This is a genomic window from Halorubrum rutilum (assembly GCF_042665015.1).
In the GTDB taxonomy this organism is placed as follows: domain Archaea; phylum Halobacteriota; class Halobacteria; order Halobacteriales; family Haloferacaceae; genus Halorubrum; species Halorubrum rutilum.
Genome location: NZ_JBHTBL010000001.1, coordinates 416,086 through 431,814 on the forward strand (window position 1 = coordinate 416,086; position 15,729 = coordinate 431,814).

General features: G+C 70.3%; 15 protein-coding genes. 8 read left to right on the plus strand and 7 right to left on the minus strand.

Features of this window, described 5'->3' with window-relative positions; translation table 11 throughout:
• Positions 1-127: 127 nt before the first annotated feature.
• Complete coding sequence (locus tag ACFQMF_RS02295; RefSeq protein WP_256407493.1) at positions 128-529, plus strand: hypothetical protein; 402 nt, start codon at positions 128-130, stop codon at positions 527-529.
• Here the strand turns inward: ACFQMF_RS02295 and ACFQMF_RS02300 are convergent, their stop codons facing one another.
• A complete protein-coding gene (locus ACFQMF_RS02300; RefSeq protein ID WP_256407494.1) occupies positions 530-1,585 on the minus strand; it encodes a DUF4382 domain-containing protein in 1,056 nt (351 codons plus the stop codon).
• Between the two features lie 321 nt (positions 1,586-1,906).
• Between ACFQMF_RS02300 and ACFQMF_RS02305 the strand changes: the two genes are divergently transcribed.
• Positions 1,907-3,283, plus strand: coding sequence for a cytochrome P450 (locus ACFQMF_RS02305; RefSeq protein ID WP_256407495.1), 1,377 nt, complete (start codon positions 1,907-1,909; stop codon positions 3,281-3,283).
• A 20-nt stretch (positions 3,284-3,303) separates the two neighbouring features.
• On the opposite strand, the gene ACFQMF_RS02310 is transcribed toward ACFQMF_RS02305, so the two are convergent.
• Together ACFQMF_RS02310 and ACFQMF_RS02315 are read right to left on the minus strand one after the other, a co-directional pair.
• Positions 3,304-4,629 carry a 5'-deoxyadenosine deaminase gene (locus ACFQMF_RS02310; protein WP_256407496.1) on the minus strand — a complete coding sequence of 442 codons (1,326 nt, stop codon included), beginning with the start codon at positions 4,627-4,629 and terminating at the stop codon, positions 3,304-3,306.
• A 93-nt stretch (positions 4,630-4,722) separates the two neighbouring features.
• Positions 4,723-5,175, minus strand: coding sequence for an SHOCT domain-containing protein (locus tag ACFQMF_RS02315; protein WP_256407497.1), 453 nt, complete (start codon positions 5,173-5,175; stop codon positions 4,723-4,725).
• 117 nt (positions 5,176-5,292) lie between these two features.
• Between ACFQMF_RS02315 and ACFQMF_RS02320 the strand changes: the two genes are divergently transcribed.
• A complete protein-coding gene (locus tag ACFQMF_RS02320) occupies positions 5,293-5,946 on the plus strand; it encodes a non-canonical purine NTP pyrophosphatase (RefSeq protein WP_256407498.1) in 654 nt (217 codons plus the stop codon).
• A gap of 57 nt (positions 5,947-6,003) precedes the next feature.
• Here the strand turns inward: ACFQMF_RS02320 and ACFQMF_RS02325 are convergent, their stop codons facing one another.
• From ACFQMF_RS02325 to ACFQMF_RS02335, 3 genes are all read right to left on the minus strand, one after another.
• The gene (locus ACFQMF_RS02325; RefSeq protein ID WP_256407499.1) at positions 6,004-7,344 is read right to left on the minus strand and encodes an aminotransferase class III-fold pyridoxal phosphate-dependent enzyme; all 1,341 of its coding nucleotides are present in this window, start codon (positions 7,342-7,344) and stop codon (positions 6,004-6,006) included.
• Positions 7,345-7,497: 153 nt separating this feature from the next.
• The gene (locus ACFQMF_RS02330; protein ID WP_256407500.1) at positions 7,498-7,773 is read right to left on the minus strand and encodes a PadR family transcriptional regulator; all 276 of its coding nucleotides are present in this window, start codon (positions 7,771-7,773) and stop codon (positions 7,498-7,500) included.
• A 547-nt stretch (positions 7,774-8,320) separates the two neighbouring features.
• Positions 8,321-8,467, minus strand: coding sequence for a hypothetical protein (locus ACFQMF_RS02335; protein ID WP_176697281.1), 147 nt, complete (start codon positions 8,465-8,467; stop codon positions 8,321-8,323).
• Between the two features lie 476 nt (positions 8,468-8,943).
• Here ACFQMF_RS02335 and priS point away from each other — a divergent pair, with 476 nt between their 5' ends.
• From priS to ACFQMF_RS02350, 3 genes are all read left to right on the plus strand, one after another.
• Positions 8,944-10,107 (plus strand): DNA primase small subunit PriS, encoded by a 1,164-nt coding sequence (gene priS, locus ACFQMF_RS02340; RefSeq protein ID WP_256407501.1) that lies wholly within the window; start codon positions 8,944-8,946, stop codon positions 10,105-10,107.
• Positions 10,104-11,174 (plus strand): DNA replication complex subunit Gins51, encoded by a 1,071-nt coding sequence (locus ACFQMF_RS02345; protein WP_256407502.1) that lies wholly within the window; start codon positions 10,104-10,106, stop codon positions 11,172-11,174. Before priS ends, ACFQMF_RS02345 begins: the two co-directional genes overlap by 4 nt.
• A gap of 86 nt (positions 11,175-11,260) precedes the next feature.
• Positions 11,261-12,505 carry an MBL fold metallo-hydrolase gene (locus ACFQMF_RS02350; protein WP_256407503.1) on the plus strand — a complete coding sequence of 415 codons (1,245 nt, stop codon included), beginning with the start codon at positions 11,261-11,263 and terminating at the stop codon, positions 12,503-12,505.
• A 103-nt stretch (positions 12,506-12,608) separates the two neighbouring features.
• On the opposite strand, the gene ACFQMF_RS02355 is transcribed toward ACFQMF_RS02350, so the two are convergent.
• Positions 12,609-12,866, minus strand: coding sequence for a hypothetical protein (locus ACFQMF_RS02355; RefSeq protein ID WP_256407504.1), 258 nt, complete (start codon positions 12,864-12,866; stop codon positions 12,609-12,611).
• Between the two features lie 136 nt (positions 12,867-13,002).
• Between ACFQMF_RS02355 and ACFQMF_RS02360 the strand changes: the two genes are divergently transcribed.
• Entirely contained in the window at positions 13,003-13,800 is a 798-nt protein-coding gene (locus ACFQMF_RS02360) for an inositol monophosphatase family protein (protein WP_256407505.1), read from the plus strand.
• Positions 13,801-14,299: 499 nt separating this feature from the next.
• Positions 14,300-15,577 (plus strand): aminotransferase class V-fold PLP-dependent enzyme, encoded by a 1,278-nt coding sequence (locus ACFQMF_RS02365; RefSeq protein ID WP_256407506.1) that lies wholly within the window; start codon positions 14,300-14,302, stop codon positions 15,575-15,577.
• Positions 15,578-15,729: the final 152 nt, after the last annotated feature.

Sequence of the window (15,729 nt, forward strand, 5' to 3'; positions counted from 1 at the left end):
GCGCCGTCGCGAGAACCGTCGGCCTGAACGCCCTCGGGGCGGTTCCTCTCGCCCGCGTCGCTGCCCGGAAATCAGAACCGATAATTCGAGACGCGTATTTATCAGCCGATAGGTGAGACGTAGCGGCATGCAACCGAGCGAGCGCTGGTCGCTGCGGACCGACGACGCGGTGGTCGTCGTCGAGTTTCCGCACGGGACGGGGCTCAGCCCCGCCGACGGCGAGGCGCTCCTCGACCGGTGGCGGAGCGTCACCGCCGACCGCGCGGTCGGCGCCGTCGTGCTCGTGGTGCGAACGAGCCGCCCGTGCTCCGACGCCGGACGGCGGGCGCTCCGCGAGTCCGCGCAGATCGCCGTCGCCCGCGGCGTGGACCGGTTCGCCGTCGTCGGCGAGCGCTCGAAGCGCCGCTACCTCGAGCGCACGATCGACGTCGAGGGGGTCGACACCGAGGCGTTCAACGACGACGACGCCGCGCTGCGGTGGGCGAAGTGCCCGTCGGCGACCGCGCCCTCCGTCGAGACGTCGTCGTAGCTAGCTGCCGTCTCCGGTAGCGGTCTCGGTTTCAGTGTCCGTTCCGTTTTCCGCGTCTCCGTCGTCGCTCTCCTCGTCGTCGGCCCCGTCCTCGCCGTCCTCGTCGTCATCATTTTCGTCGTCCTCGTCGTCTTCGTCGTCCTCGTCGTCGATCTCGTTGACGTCGACGTCGCGGCCCGCGACTCCGCTCCCGGAGATCACGGGCTTGAGGATGTAGCCGTTGTTCGGCCCGCGCTTGACGACGTTGATGTCGAAGACGAAGCTGACCGGCTCGTCGGGCGTGACCTCGAAGCCGTTCGTGATCTGGAGCTTCTCGCTCGGAAGCTTGACGTCGACCGTCTCGCCGCCGACGACCCCCTCGACGTTCGAAACCTCGAGCTCGATCTTCTCGTAGCTCCCCGCCGGGATCTCGCCGTCGAACACGGCGATCGCGTCGTCCTCGATCACCCGCGTGAGGTCGACCGTCGCGCCGTCGAGTTCCACGACAGTGAAGCCGCGGTCACTCTCGTCCTCGTCGTCGTCTTCCTCAGGTTCCTCGTCCGCGTCGTCCCCCTCGTCCGCGTCGTCCTCCTCGTCCCCGCCGTCTCCGTCGTCTGTCTCGTTCGCCCCGTCGTCTTCGTCCGCCGTTCCGTTCACCGACTCATCGTCGCCGTCGGTCTCCGTGGCGTTCTGATCGGAGTCGTCGTCGTCACCGTCTTCCTCGTCGTCATCCTCTTCCTCGTCGTCATCTTCCTCCTCGCCCTCCGGCGCCTCGAAGACGCGGGCCTCGCTGAGCGTGACGTCCAGCCGGTCGAAGTCGGCGATGTCGGCCGGGGCGTCGCTGATGAGGAGCCGGAAGTTTCCGGTGAGCGTCTGGGAGCCGTCGGAGCCGTCGGAGCCGTCAGCGCCGTCCGAGCCGTCCGAGCCGCCTGACGAGGGGAGCGCCCCGTCGCCGGCACAGCCCGCGAGCAGCGTCGCGCTCGCCCCGGCGCCGAGCGCCACGAACTCCCGTCGGCCGAAGCCGTCGGTCGAGGTATCGTACGAGTCGTCGCCCGTCGACTGCGATCGGTCCGTCATGGTGATTCGTCGAACGGCCCCGACGCGGGTATAAGAGGAAGATCCTCGCCCCGAATTTGCGCGGATTAACCCCGTTTGGGAGACTCCCGTCGCGGTTTCGGACCGAACCGTCGCGGCCGGGTTCCGTTGCGGAGGTCCGGGCGTCCCCGACGTGGCGGACGAACGCCCCCGAGAGGTCGAGACGGGAGCGTCCGAACGGAACCGACGGGCCGGGAGGTCCGCCGTGTCGAACGGTCGGCTCCGGAGCGTCCCCGTCAGGGCGCCTCGCGCGCCGTCGAGGGTGGAAAATACCTATGAGATTTCGCTCGCATACGCGCGGGTATGACGGGCGGTGACGCGGGTTCGGGACCGAACGGCGACGCCGACGAACTCCCGCCGGGCCCCGACGGGCTCCCGGTGCTGGGGAACGCCCATCAGTACGTCAGGCGACCGATGGGGTTCTTCGACGAACTCGCGAAGTACGGCGACGTCGTCCGCTGCGAGTTCCCGCGTATCGACGCGGTCGCCGTCTTCCATCCCGATCACATCGGTGACGTGCTGTTGGACCCGAGCACGTACGAGCGGTGGAACTTCGACGAGCTCAAGGAGATCCTCGACTACGAGATCGCACCGCGGGGGCTCACCTTCACCCGCGGAGAGGAGTGGCGGCGACAGCGACACTTCCTCCAGCCGATGTTCGGATTGGATCGGCTGGAGGGGTTCAGTTCGGCCATGGTCGCCGCCACCGACCGACTGGTCGCCGAGTGGGACGACGGCGAGGAGGTCGTCATCAACGAGGAGTTCTCTCGCCTGACGCTCTCGATCCTGACGAACTCGCTCTTCGACTTCGACCTCGGGGAGCGGCGGCAGGTGATCACCGACGCCGCAGACGAACTCCAAGCCATGGCCGATATGAGCGGTCTCGCGGCGGCGGAACTGCTCCTCCCGTCGTGGGTGCCGACGCACAGGAACCGTCGTTACACGCGGGTCATGGACGCTTTCGATGAGACCGTCGACGCGCTCGTCGAACGGCGACGAGCGAATCCGGACCGCTACGACGACCTGTTGACGACGATGCTCGAAAGGGAGGACGACCACGAGTACGCGATGAGCGACGAGGAGATCCACGACCACCTGATCACGTTCCTCATCGCCGGTCACGAGACGACCGCGACGGCGCTGACGTTCACGTGGCTGTTGTTAGCGACCAACGAGGACGAGCGGCGCCGGCTCGAAACGGAGGTTACGACCGCGTTGGACGGCCCGCCGACCGCCGACGACCTCCCCGAACTCGCGGTCACCGAGCGCGTGGCCAAGGAGGCGATGCGGATGTATCCGCCCGCGGGGATGCTGTTCCGGGAAGCCACCGAGGAGACGCGGCTCGGCGGGTATCGGATCCCCGAGGGGACGAAGGTCCTGCTCCCCCAGTTCACCGTCCACGCCGACGACCGATGGTTCGAGGCCCCCGACCGATTCCGTCCCGAACGCTTCACGCCCGAGCGGAGCGATCGGCGACCGGAGTTCGCCTACTTCCCGTTCGGCGGCGGTCCCCACCAGTGTATCGGCATGCACTTCGCGATGATGGAGCTGAAACACGTCGTCCCGATCCTCGCGCGACGCGTGCGGTTCGAGCTGTTGAGTTCGCCCGCGCCCGACGTGAACATGGAGCTGACGCTACAGCCGTCCGAGGACGTTCGGATGCGCGTCCACAAGCGGTGAACAAGGCGGCTACGCGGGGATCACGGCGCGGGCGCGTCGATTCCCGCCTCCTCGACCACGCGCTTCGCCTCCCGAGTGGCGCGCGCGCGGACCGCCTCGGCGTCGATCCCGACGTGTTCGCCGTCGTCGTACCGGACCTCGCCGTCGACCATCGCGAACATCACGTCGTCGCCGTGGGCGGCGTAGACGAGGTGCGAGAGGGGGTCGTGGACCGGGGTGGCGCGCGTGCGGTCCGTGGTGAGGCCGATCACGTCGGCGCGGTGGCCCTCGCGGAGGGTCCCGAGGCGGTCGAAGCCGGCGGCGCGCGCGCCGCTCGTCGTCGCCATCTTCAGCACGGTCGCGGCCGGGAGCCGGGTCGGGTCGCGGGCGTCGACCTTCCCGAGGAGGCTCGCCTGCCGCATCTCGGTGAACGGGTCGAGCGTGTTGTTACAGGGCGGGCCGTCGCTGCCGAGCGCGACCGTGATCCCGCGGTCGAGGTAGTCCTGGACGGGCGCGATCCCCGAGGCGAGCTTCATGTTCGACGACGGGCAGTGTGCGACGACCGTGTCGGTCTCGGCGAGCACCTCGCGCTCGCGCTCGTCGGTGTGGACGCAGTGCGCGAGGGTCACGTCCGGCCCCGTCAGGCCGACCTCGTCGAGCCACAGGACGTTCCGCTTGCCCGTGTCCGCCTCCACCGCGGCGATCTCGTCCTCGTTCTCGCTCGCGTGCGTGTGGATCGTCACGCCCTCGTGGCGGTCGGCGAGCGCGCGACAGCCCCGCAGGCAGGCCTCGCTGCAGGTGACGGCGAACCGCGGCGTGACCGCGTACCGGACCCGGCCGCCGGCGGCGCCGTGGTACTCTGAGATTAGGGCCTCGCTCTCGGCGAGCGCGGCGTCGGTGTCCTCCAGCAGCCCCTCGGGGGAGTCCCGGTCCATCAGCACCTTCCCGAGCCGCGCGCGGATCCCGGTGTCGACCGCGGCCTCGAACGCCTGCGCCGCGTGGTTGACCGAGAGGTGGTCGACGACGGTGGTCGTCCCCGATTCGAGGCATTCGAGGTAGCCGAGCTCGGCGGCGGCGCGGGTCGCCTCGGCGTCCATCGCGGCCTCCATCGGGAGCACCGCGTCGAACAGCCAGTCGAGGAGGGCGTCGTCGTCGGCGATCCCCCGGCCGAGCGACTGGACCGAGTGGACGTGGCCGCCGACGAGGCCGGGCGCGACGATGTCGAACGCGCGGCGCTCGTGGTCGGGGTAGCGGTCGCGGAGGGTGCTCTCCTCGCCGACCGCGGCGATCGTCTCGCCCTCGACGACGACGGCGCCGTCGGCGATCACGGTCTCGGGGTCGGCGACGACGGTTCCGGCGATCAGCATGTCCGTCCGTTCCTGACGGTCGACTCATAAGAGGGTGTCCCTCGCGGGTCGGCGACGACCGAGGCGGACGTCGACGCCGCGGTCCCCCGCCCGCTACTCCGGTTCCGGCTCGCGCTCGCGCCGTTCCCCGGACTCGCGTCGGCCCGGAGACTCGCGTCGGCCCGGAGACTCGCGTCGGCCCGCGGCGCCGGCGTCGGTCCGGTCGTCCGGTTCCTCGGTCTCTAACAGTCGGTCGAGCCGCCGCTCGAACTCCGCCTCGTCGATCTCGCCGCTCGCGTACCGTTCCCGGAGCGTCGCCAGCGGGTCCTCGGTCGCCGCGGTCGACGACGCGGACTCCCCGTCGGGATCCGCGGACTCGACCAGCGGGAACTCGTCCCCGAGCAGCAGCACCAGCGGGATGAGCACGAAGAAGCCGAGGATGAACGTGGCGGGTATCAGCGCCGACAGCGCCTCCGGGAGGAGGACGGCGAACAGCGACGTGAGTCCGAACGAGAGGATCGCGACGAGGCCGATCAGCTTCGTCTTCTCGAACGTCGGGAGGGCCATGTCGCATACGGTCAGACGAACTGACAAAAGCGTGTCGCCGAGCGATCGGCGGTCGTCGTCGACCGGCGCGCGAGCGCGACCGACGGCTATTCGTTCCGGCCGCCCCCACCCGGATCCGTGCTCAGATACGTGACGACGAACCCCGGGAAGGTGCGCGAGGCGGAGCGCTACCTCCCGGACGGCTCGGTGGAGCGGCTCGACTTCGACTACCCCGAGATCCAGGCGGCCGAACTCGGACCCATCGCCGCGCGCGGCGCTCGGGAGGCGTACCGTCACGTCGGCGAGCCGGTGCTCGTCGACGACGCGGGGCTGTTCGTCGAGGGGCTCGACGGCTTCCCGGGGCCGTACTCCTCGTACGTCGAGGAGACGCTGGGGATCGAGCGCGTCCACGAGACCGCGAGCGACCTCGACGACCGCCGGGCCGCGTTCCGCTGCACCCTCGGCTACTGCGACGGCGACGGCTTCGCCGCGAGCCCGGACCCGGTCGACCGAGGTGACCGGAACGCGGCCGCGGCGGCGGGCCCGGGGGGAGACGGCGACGGGGACGGAGCCGGTCAGCGCGGCGAGGCCGACGCGCTCCCGGTCAAGCTGTTCGAGGGGTACGTGCCCGGTCGGATCGTCGCGCCGCGCGGGGAGGGCGGCTTCGGCTACGACCCGATCTTCGAACACGACGGCGAGACGTTCGCCGAGATGGACACCGACCGGAAGAACGCGGTGTCACACCGGGGTCGGGCGTTGGAGAAGTTCGCCGAGTGGTACGCGGACCGGTGAGGCGGCGACCGCTCGGGCGGTGTCGTCGTCTCAGGCGGCGTCGTCGATGGCGGCGTCTCAGGCGACGTCCGCGATCGCGTCCGCGAGCAGGTCGCAGCCCAGCTCGATCTCGCGCTCGGTGACGTCGAGCGGCGGGAGGACCCGGAGCACGTCGTGGCCGGCCGCCAGCGTGAGCAGGCCCCGGGAGAACGCCGCCTTCAGGGCCGCGTCGCGGCGCTCCTTCGTGTCGAACCCGAGCGCGAGCATGAGCCCCTTCCCGCGCACGTCCTCGACGCCCGGCAGGTCGGCGTCGCGCATCGTCTCCTTGAACTGTCGGCCCCGGACGGTGGCGTTGTCCATGAGGTCGTGCTCGCGGATCGCGTCGAGCGTGAGCGCCCCCTGCGCGGCGGCGACGATATCGCCGGCGCCCCACGTCGACGAGAGGCGGCTCTTCTCCTCGGGGAACACGTCCTCGCGGGAGACCGTCGCGCCGACGCGGAGCCCCTTCGCGCTGGCGATCACGTCGGGTTCGAGCGCGTAGTGGTCGGCGCCCCACAGCTCGCCGGTGCGGCCGACGCCCGACTGGATCTCGTCGGCGATCAGCGTGATGTCGTGCTCGTCGACGAGGGCGGCGACCTCGTCGGTGAACGCGTCGGAGGGGAACCGGTAGCCGCCCTCGCCCTGGATCGGTTCGAGGATGAGGTACGCCACGTCGTCGGGGTCGATGTGTCCGCGCTCGGGGTCGAGCTTCTCGCGCAGCCGGGAGACGCCGCCGGCGAAGAAGCCGCACGAGCAGCTCTCGGGGGTGCAGGTCCGGTCCTCGCAGAACGGGGCGTCGTGGACGCCGCTGACCTCGGGGAAGTCGCGGCGGTAGACGGACTTGGAGCGGTTGAGCGAGAGCGCGCCGAGGGTCCGGCCGTGGAACGCCCCGTCGAACGTGATCGCGTGTTTGGCGCCGTCGGAGTCGTCGTACGCGATCTTGATCGCGTTCTCGACCGCCTCCGCCCCGGAGTTCGAGAGGAAGACGGTGTCCATGTCGTAGTGGGCGGTGACCTCGGTGAGCCGCTCCATCAGCCCGGACGACCCCGGGACCCCGTCGCCGGGTGAGTCGCCGCCGGCGACGTAGAAGTCTTGGCCCGCGATCTTTAGCGGATCGACGAGGTCGAACTCGGCGAGCGGCTCCATGATCAACGGATTATTGTAGCCGAGCGGCGCGGCGGCGACGTGGCTCGTGAAGTCCATGAGGACGTTGCCGTCGACGTCGGTGCAGAACGGGCCCTCGGCGGGCGCGGTGCGGTCCCAGACGAACTCGTAGACGTACGTGCTCGGCGCGGCCGACTCGTGGTGGTAGTCGACCCACTCCCGCGCGCGGTCGCCCGGGAGCTCGGTGACCTCGGGGGTGGCCGTGTGGCGATCCATGTCCACGGGTCGCACGCGAGCCGAATAAATCCGAGGCGATCCCGCGGTCGTTGGAGATAGCTCCAACCGCGGTCGCGGGCGGGGAGAAACCGAGTGGGGCGGGAGAGACGAGGAAAAGAGGGAAGCGAACGGGGCGGCGAGCGGCGAGGTCGGTCAGTGGTCGACGTACTGCGTCTCCCACTCGGTCCGGGCCTCGATCTCGCGGCGACCGCGGCGCGTCAGCGTGTAGTAGTTCGTGCGGCGGTCGCGCTGACCCTTCTCGACGAGCCCCTTCTCGACGAGCGTGTCGAGGTTGGGGTAGAGCCGGCCGTGGTGGATCTCCTTCTCGTAGTACTCCTCGAGCTCGTCTTTGATCGCGAGCCCGTGGGGCTCGTCCAGGCCGGCGATCACGTAGAGCAGGTCACGCTGAAAACCCGTAAGGTCGTACATACAACTGACCGTACATTCCCGTTCTAAATAAATAAATATGCCGTTATAACGGACCTCGATCCGCGCTTCGACCCGCGGAGTCACTCGATCCGCACGGTTTGGATCTGTCAGAAGGCCAACTATGGTGCGCGGATCCGGGCCCGAACCGCCGCCCCGATCGAACGCTCGAAAACTGATACGTCGCCGTCGGGACGCGTCGCTCGTGACGGGGCGTGGAGCGGCGGAAAGCGACGGGACCCGTCCGAGCGGTCGCTCCCGACTGTCGGGGAGTGTCGCGAGTGTCGGTGAGTGTCGGTGATCGGCCGTCGCGTCGCTCGCGAAAAGGCGGTATCGCGAGCAGAAAGCCGGCGCGCCCGACGCGGAAAAAAGCCGCGTCGGGCGGCCGATTGGTCCCCGCTGACGCTTCGGCCCTCCAGACGAAGCGTCACCTGTCGATACAGGGTTCAAACTGATAAAGGTAACGAGCCTTCGCTATTGGTGTTCGATCGGTCACACGTTACGGGTCGAAACGGGTCGGTCGGGGGGAGTCTCGGGCCGTGCGACTCGCTCACATGTGTTCCTCTTCCAGCACCCAGCCGAGCGCGCGCTTGTAGTGGGTGAACAGCTGCTCGACGCCCCGGTGGTTCATCTCCTCGTCGTCGAGCTGCTCGCGGAGGAACTCGTACTGCTCGCGGATCTCGTCTTCGGAGCGCATGGGCGCGGGTACGATTCGGGTCGGGATAGTGTTGTGGCCGCGGACGACGTATACGAGGCGTGATGCGGATCGACGGGGAAACATCTCTGACTCCCAGCCGCTCGGCTGTACGTGAGCGACGACTCCGCGGTGAACACTTCCAAAGCCCCAGCCGGGAGGACTCGATGGGCTCGCTGCGCTCCTCAGTCGCTCGTTTCACTCGCTCCCTGCGGTGCTTGCGTCGCCCGTCTTCGTCCTCCCGGCTGCCCCTTTGAGTCCCGCCCGACACGGCGACCGCACCTCACGCCTCCCCAACCTCGCGGCTCCCTCCGCTTCGCTCCGGTCGCCGCGTCCCTCGCGCGTGCACCTCGCGCCCTGCGAGCGCTCGGCGGCACGCGCCACCGCCCCGTTTATTTATAAGTCGACACCGTTCCGTCGGTCCGAACTCGCCCGCGAACGATACGTTGATACGTCGACCGCCGGTACTCGGTGAGACGATGGACGACCGGACGCGGGAGTACCTGAAGGGGCGGTTCGGCGACTACTACCGCCGCGCGTCGCCGTCGCTCCCGCCGGACGCGAACCTCCGCGAGTGGGGCCACATCCCGTGGACGCCCGGCTCCGGGACGACGATGGTCCGCCACCAGTCGCTGTTCGACCTGGGCGACGTCGACACGTTCTTCGCGGACAACGCGCCCCGGCACGCCTACTTCTCGGCCGCGCGCTACGACGACCCCAGCGCCTCGACGATGTCGAAGAAGGGGTGGCGCTCGGCGGACCTGATCTTCGACCTCGACGCCGACCACCTCCCCGGCGTGGACCCGGAGGCGACCCCGTACCCGGAGATGCTCGCCGAGTGCAAGGAGGCCCTCCTGCGGCTGCTTGACTTCCTCGACGACGACTTCGCCTTCGAGGACCTCACCGTCGTCTTCTCGGGCGGGCGCGGCTACCACGTCCACGTCCGCGACGAGAGCGTCCGGGAGTTGGACAGCGAGGCGCGCCGGGAGATCGTCGACTACGTCCGCGCGATCGACCTCGACACGGAGGGGCTGATCCGCACCGTCTCCGAGCGCGGCACGACGAAGCGCGTGCTCCGGACCGAGGGCGGGTGGGGCGCGCGCGTCCACGAGGCGCTCGTCGAGTACGCCGACGACCTCCGCGACATGGACGAGGAGGCGGCCCGCGAGCGCCTGATGGAGCTGGAGGGGATCGGCGAGGGACGCGCGGAGACGATCCTCGGCGCGTTCGAGCGCAACCCGGCCGCCGTCCGCGAGGGCAACGTCGAGGCCGGGGGGCCGGGCGTGCGCCGGCTCGTCTCCGCGCTCGCCTCGCGCGTGACCGCGACCGACACCGCCCCGATCGACGAGCCCGTCACGACCGACACGCGGCGGCTCATCCGACTCCCGGGGACGCTCCACGGCGGGTCCGGGCTCGTCGTCACGCCGATCGCGCGCGACGACCTCGCCGGCTTCGACCCGCTGCGAGACGCGGTGCCCGACCGGTTCGTCGGGCGGGAGATCCGGATCGAGACCGACCTCGATCGGACGGTAGAATTAAACGGCGAGCGCGTCAGAGTTGAACCCGGTAGAAACACCGTGCCCGAGTTCGCCGGGGTCTTCCTCATGGCCCGCGGCGAGGCGCGGAAGGCACCCGAACGATGAACCTCGACGAGCTCAGATCGGCGCAGGCGAAGGAACGCCGCAAGGACAGCCTCCAGCACCTGCGGGACTCCTTCTACGACGACGTGGCCGCCTACGTCGCCGACCTGCGCGCGGCCCGCGACCGCCGCGCCGAGCAGGTCGACAACCCCTTCTCCGACGACGACGTCCGCCGCCTCTCCGACGAGGTCGAGACGGCCGAGGAGGTCGCCGAGGCGCTGTACGAGCGCCGCGTCGGCAAGGTCGTCAAGCTCGCCTCGTTCGCGGCCGCCGACATGTCGGTCGACGCGGACGGCATGACGACCGAGGAGCGACGGCTGTTCGACGACCTCGTCGACCGGATCAAGGCGAACAAATCGAGCGTGCTCGACGTGCTCTCCGGCGAGGTGTCGACGGACGAGTCCGGGTCCGATCCGGCGTCCGGATCCGACTCGACGCCCGCGACCGACCCGACGCCCGATCCCGATTCGACTTCCGAACCCGATTCGACCTCCGAACCCGATTCGACCTCCGAACCCGATCCGGCGCTCGCGTCCGACGAGGCCGCGGGGGACGGACGGCCGGCGGAGGACGGCGAGGTCCCCGACGCGCTCGCCGGCGCCATGGGCGGCGCGGACGACGAAGTCGCGGACGCGCTCGACGCGCCCGCAGACGAGGCGGGGGCGGCGCCGGATTCGCCCCCGCCGACCGACGCCCCGGACCGCGGACCGAGCGACGCCCCCGGTGAGGGGGCGACCACCGACGGCGGCCCGACCGCGGTCCCGCCGGACCCCGCGCCGCCGGGCGCCCCCGGGGTCGACGACTCGGGAGGCGCGAGCGACGGCGATTCCCCCGGGGACGCGAACGAGACCGGCTCCCGCGACGGCGCGGCGGAGGCGCCCGCCGAGGGTGACGCCGGGACCGGCTCCGCCGTCGACGGCCGCGAAACCGTCCGGATCACGCGCGACGTCGGCGCCATCCTCGGCGTCGACGAGCGGGAGTACGACCTCGCGAGGGAGGACGTCGTGACCCTCCCCGCCGAGAACGCGGCCCCGCTCGTCGAGCGGGACGCCGCGGAGCGGCTCGACTGAGCCGGGAGCGCGACGCGCGGGTTTCTCCGAGGTCGCCCGAATCGGGACCGACGAGCACTAACGCCGCGGGCGACTACGGATCCGCAATGGAGGTCGAGTTCCTCGGCGGCGCCCGCGAGGTCGGTCGGAGCGCGGTCCTCGTCGACGACGCGCTGCTCCTCGACTACGGGCTGTTGACCGCGGAACCGCCGCAGTATCCGGTCCGCGATCCCGAGCCCGACGCGGTCGTCGTCTCGCACGGCCACCTCGACCACGCGGGCGCGGTGCCGGCGCTGCTGAAGGGCGACCGCCGGCCCGCGGTCCACTGGACCCCGCCCACCGCGGACCTGACGCGAACGCTCGCGCGCGACACGCTCAAGCTGCACGGCAACAGCCCGCTCTGTCCCTTCTCCGAGGAGCACGTCGCGCGGCTCGGCGAGGTCGAGGAGCGGCACGCGTACGGGGAGCCGTTCGTCGTCGAGGCCGGCGGGACCGACTACGAGGTGACGCTGTTCGACGCGGGCCACATCCCGGGGTCGGCGCATGTGCTCGTGGACGACGGCCGGACCCGACTGCTGTACACCGGCGACTTCCACACCGACGACCAGCGGCTCGTGTCCGGGACGACGGCGCGGCCCGACGCCGACGCCGTGATCTGCGAGTCGACGTACGCGGACGTGACCCACGGGAACCGCCGCGCGGTGGCGAAGCGCTGGGCCGAGAGCGTGCGGACGACGATCTGGGAGGGCGGCACCGTCGTCGCGCCCGCGTTCGCCATCGGGCGGACCCAGGAGATGATGCTCGTCGCCGAGGCGAACGACCTCACGCCATACGTCGACGGGATGGGGACCGAAGTGACGCGGCTGGTCCGTCGGTACCCCGAGTTCCTGTCCGACCCCGAGGCGCTCCGCCGGGCGGCGGGCGCCGCGCGGTTCGTCACCGGCCGCGACGGCCAGCGCGAGCGGATCGCCGCCGACAACGAACTGATAATCACCACCTCGGGGATGCTCGCGGGCGGTCCGGTCCGCTCGTACCTCCCGGCGATCCGCGGGAGCCCGACGAACCTCGTGACGCTGACTGGGTATCAGGTCGAGGGGACGCCGGGCCGAGAGCTACAGGACCGCGGGCGACTGGAGCTGAACGGTCGGGTCCGCCCCGTCAGTGCCCGGGTGGAGTCGTACGACTTCTCCGCGCACGCCGACCGCGAGGGGCTGGAGTCGTTCCTGGACTCGTACCGCGGCGCGCGGGTGCTGGCGAACCACGGCGACCGGTGCGAGGCGTTCGCCGAGGACCTCCGGGCCGACGGGTACGACGCGAGCGCGCCCGACGTCGGAGCGCGGGTCGAGCTGTGAGGAAGGCTGGTTGAGCTGTGAGGAAGGCGGGTCGGATTACGGAAGAGACGGATCGGGCCGTAGGGAAGGCGGGTCGTCGTCCTCGCTCTCGGCGGCGCTCCGGCTACTCGCCGCCGTCGGTGTACGCCCGGTCGTCGAGCACGCGGTCCGCGGTGGCGTCCGCCTCGGCCGGGCTGGGACACTGTCCGGAGACGACCTCGTCGGTGAGGTCGCAGGCGAGCGCGTAGACGGCCGAGCCGTCGGCGCGTTCGGCGACGCGCTCGAACGTCGGGCGGTAGCCGGCGGCGGCGCGCTGTCCGGTCTGGTCGAGGGAGGCGTCGATGGCGTACTCGAGCTGGCGAACCGCTTCCTGTGGTTCCATATCCGAACGCTCGGCCTCGTCGCACTTAAGTATACTCGGATTCGGAATTGAGTTAATAATCACGCGCCAGCTGGAGTCGCCGGCGCGGAGGGGCGCGGATCGACGTTTATACGCGGCAGGGTCCCGGAAGGCGTCCATGACCGACGCAGACGAGCGGGCGGCCGTGGCCGAGCGCGCGGCGCGAGCGGGGGGCCGCGTGGCGCACGACCGCTTCCGGGACGACATCGCGGTCGAGACCAAGGGAGAGGACGACGTGGTGACGGCGGCCGACCGCGCCGCCCAGCGAACCGTGATCGAGTCGATCCGGGAGACGTTCCCGGAGGACGCGATCGTCGGCGAGGAGAGCGACGAGCGCAAGACCGTGCCCGAGGAGGGCGCGGCGTGGGTGATCGACCCGATCGACGGGACGCACAACTACGTCCGCGAGATCCGCGTGTGGGGCACCGCGGTCGCGGCGGTCGTCGACGGCGAGCCGGTCGCGGCCGCCACCGCCTGTCCCGCGCTCGGCGACGTGTACACCGCCGACGGCGACGGGGCGTTCCGGAACGGCGAGCCGATCGCCGTCAGCGACGTCGCCGACCCGCGTCGGGCCGCCGTCGACCCGACGCTGTGGTGGGACCACGACGCCCGCGACGAGTACGCCAACGCCTGCGAGGCGATCGTCCGGCGGTTCGCCGACATGCGGCGGTTCGGCGCCGCACAGGTCGTGCTCCCCACCGTCGCCGCGGGGGGCCTCGAAGGCGTCGTCTCGAACCTGCGGGCGAACCCCTGGGACTCCGTCGCCGGCGTCTTCATGATCCGACAGGCCGGCGGGCAGGTCACCGACCTCGACGGCGACCGCTGGCGACACGACTCGACCGGGCTCGTCGCCTCGAACGGGACCCTCCACGACGAGGTGCTCGCCGCCGCGCAGGCGATCGAGGAGTCGGAGTGAGTGCGGGTATTTATATATAGATCTGCGGCGGCGCGTGCCTCCGAGCGGGCCATCGGCCCGCGAGGAGCACCGCGCGAGGGACGCGGTGAGCGCTCGGAGAGCGCGAACCGCGAGGCTGGGGAGGTGTGAGGTGCGGTTGCGGTGCGGTCGGGTGGGACTCAAAGGGGCAGCCGCGAGGACGAAGCACGGCGCAGTAAGCACTACAGGGAGCGAGCGTAGCGAGCGACCGAAGCGCGCAGCAAGCCGCGCGAGTCCTCGCGGCTGGGGCTTTGGAGGTGTTCCCCGTCGATTTGGTTTCAATCATTTATAACCGAGCGGCTGGGGCTGTGGCGGTGTTCGCGTCGAAGTCACCGTTCACGCACCGTCCCTCGACGAACGCGTCGGCGATGGCGGCCGCATTATCGGCAGCGATAGAGCGGCGACCTCGATATCCCTCCCAGCTATCCGCAACACCTACCGAACCGAAGACGTGTTAGTGCTCGGGGCCCAAATCGAGGTAATGGGAGTTCAGGAGCAGTACCCGTTCGACGTGGAAGCGCTCCGGGCCGATTTCCCCGTCCTCGACCGGAAGGTCGGCGGCGATCCGGAGTCGCCCGGCGAGGGGCCGGGCGACGACACGCCGCTCGTCTACCTCGACAACGCGGCGACATCGCACACGCCGGACCCGGTCGTCGACGCCATCTCGGACTACTACCGGAGCTACAACGCCAACGTCCACCGCGGGATCCATCAGCTGAGCCAGGAGGCGTCCGTCGCCTACGAGGAGGCCCACGACGCCGTCGCCGACTTCGTCGGCGCGTCGGGCCGCGAGGAGATCGTCTTCACGAAGAACACGACCGAGGCGATGAACCTCGTCGCGTACGCGTGGGGGCTCGAAGAGCTCGGTCCGGGCGACAACGTCGTCCTCACCGAGATGGAACACCACGCCTCGCTGGTCACGTGGCAGCAGATCGGCAAGCGGACCGGCGCCGACGTGCGGTTCATCGACGTGACCGACGAGGGGCGGCTCGACATGGACGACGCCGCCGAGCTCATCGACGACGACACGGAGATGGTGTCGGTCGTCCACGTCTCGAACACGCTCGGGACGATCAACCCGATCGGTGAGCTGACCGACCTCGCGCACGACCGCGACGCGCTGATCTTCGCCGACGGCGCGCAGTCGGTGCCGAACCGCCCGGTCGACGTGAAAGAGCTCGGCGTCGACTTCTTCGCCTTCTCGGCGCACAAGATGTGCGGCCCGACCGGGATCGGCGCGCTGTACGGCCGGGAAGAGCTGCTGGAGGAGATGCAGCCGTACCTCTACGGCGGCGACATGATCCGGCGCGTCTCCTTCGAGGACTCCACGTGGGAGGACCTCCCGTGGAAGTTCGAGGCCGGCACGCCCTCGATCGCGCAGGGGATCGCCTTCGCGGCCGCGATCGAGTACCTGGAGGAGATCGGGATGGACCGGGTCGAGGCCCACGAGGACCTGCTCGCCGAGTACGCCTACGACGAGCTGTCGGCCCTCGGCGGCGTGGAGATCTACGGGCCGCCCGGCGACGACCGCGGCGGGCTCGTCGCGTTCAACGTCGAGGGCGTCCACGCGCACGACCTCTCCAGCATCCTCAACGACTACGGGATCGCGATCCGCGCCGGCGACCACTGCACGCAGCCGCTCCACGACGAGATGGGCGTCTCCGCCTCCGCGCGCGCCTCCTTCTACCTCTACAACACCGTCGAGGAGGTCGACGCCCTCGTCGAGGCCGTCGGCGAGGCGCGGGACCTGTTCGCCTGAGATCACCGGCCGTCCGGGTCCCCGACCCGTCGCACCATCGTCGCGTTCGCGCTCTCCCAGCGTTTCCCGCTCTCCTCGCGTTCTCCGCTCTCCCCTCCCCCTCCCCGTTATCGTCCGTATCGAGATATCACCGAGTAATCACCCGATCGGAC

Coding starts and splice junctions, on each gene's coding strand:
- ACFQMF_RS02360 (WP_256407505.1), top strand. CDS start 13,003: ATGACCGACGCAGACGAGCGGGCGGCCGTGGCCGAGCGCGCGGCGCGA.
- ACFQMF_RS02300 (WP_256407494.1), bottom strand. CDS start 1,585: ATGACGGACCGATCGCAGTCGACGGGCGACGACTCGTACGATACCTCG.
- ACFQMF_RS02350 (WP_256407503.1), top strand. CDS start 11,261: ATGGAGGTCGAGTTCCTCGGCGGCGCCCGCGAGGTCGGTCGGAGCGCG.
- ACFQMF_RS02325 (WP_256407499.1), bottom strand. CDS start 7,344: ATGGATCGCCACACGGCCACCCCCGAGGTCACCGAGCTCCCGGGCGAC.
- ACFQMF_RS02345 (WP_256407502.1), top strand. CDS start 10,104: ATGAACCTCGACGAGCTCAGATCGGCGCAGGCGAAGGAACGCCGCAAG.
- ACFQMF_RS02335 (WP_176697281.1), bottom strand. CDS start 8,467: ATGCGCTCCGAAGACGAGATCCGCGAGCAGTACGAGTTCCTCCGCGAG.
- ACFQMF_RS02355 (WP_256407504.1), bottom strand. CDS start 12,866: ATGGAACCACAGGAAGCGGTTCGCCAGCTCGAGTACGCCATCGACGCC.
- ACFQMF_RS02365 (WP_256407506.1), top strand. CDS start 14,300: ATGGGAGTTCAGGAGCAGTACCCGTTCGACGTGGAAGCGCTCCGGGCC.
- ACFQMF_RS02295 (WP_256407493.1), top strand. CDS start 128: ATGCAACCGAGCGAGCGCTGGTCGCTGCGGACCGACGACGCGGTGGTC.
- ACFQMF_RS02305 (WP_256407495.1), top strand. CDS start 1,907: ATGACGGGCGGTGACGCGGGTTCGGGACCGAACGGCGACGCCGACGAA.
- ACFQMF_RS02330 (WP_256407500.1), bottom strand. CDS start 7,773: ATGTACGACCTTACGGGTTTTCAGCGTGACCTGCTCTACGTGATCGCC.
- ACFQMF_RS02315 (WP_256407497.1), bottom strand. CDS start 5,175: ATGGCCCTCCCGACGTTCGAGAAGACGAAGCTGATCGGCCTCGTCGCG.
- ACFQMF_RS02310 (WP_256407496.1), bottom strand. CDS start 4,629: ATGCTGATCGCCGGAACCGTCGTCGCCGACCCCGAGACCGTGATCGCC.
- priS (WP_256407501.1), top strand. CDS start 8,944: ATGGACGACCGGACGCGGGAGTACCTGAAGGGGCGGTTCGGCGACTAC.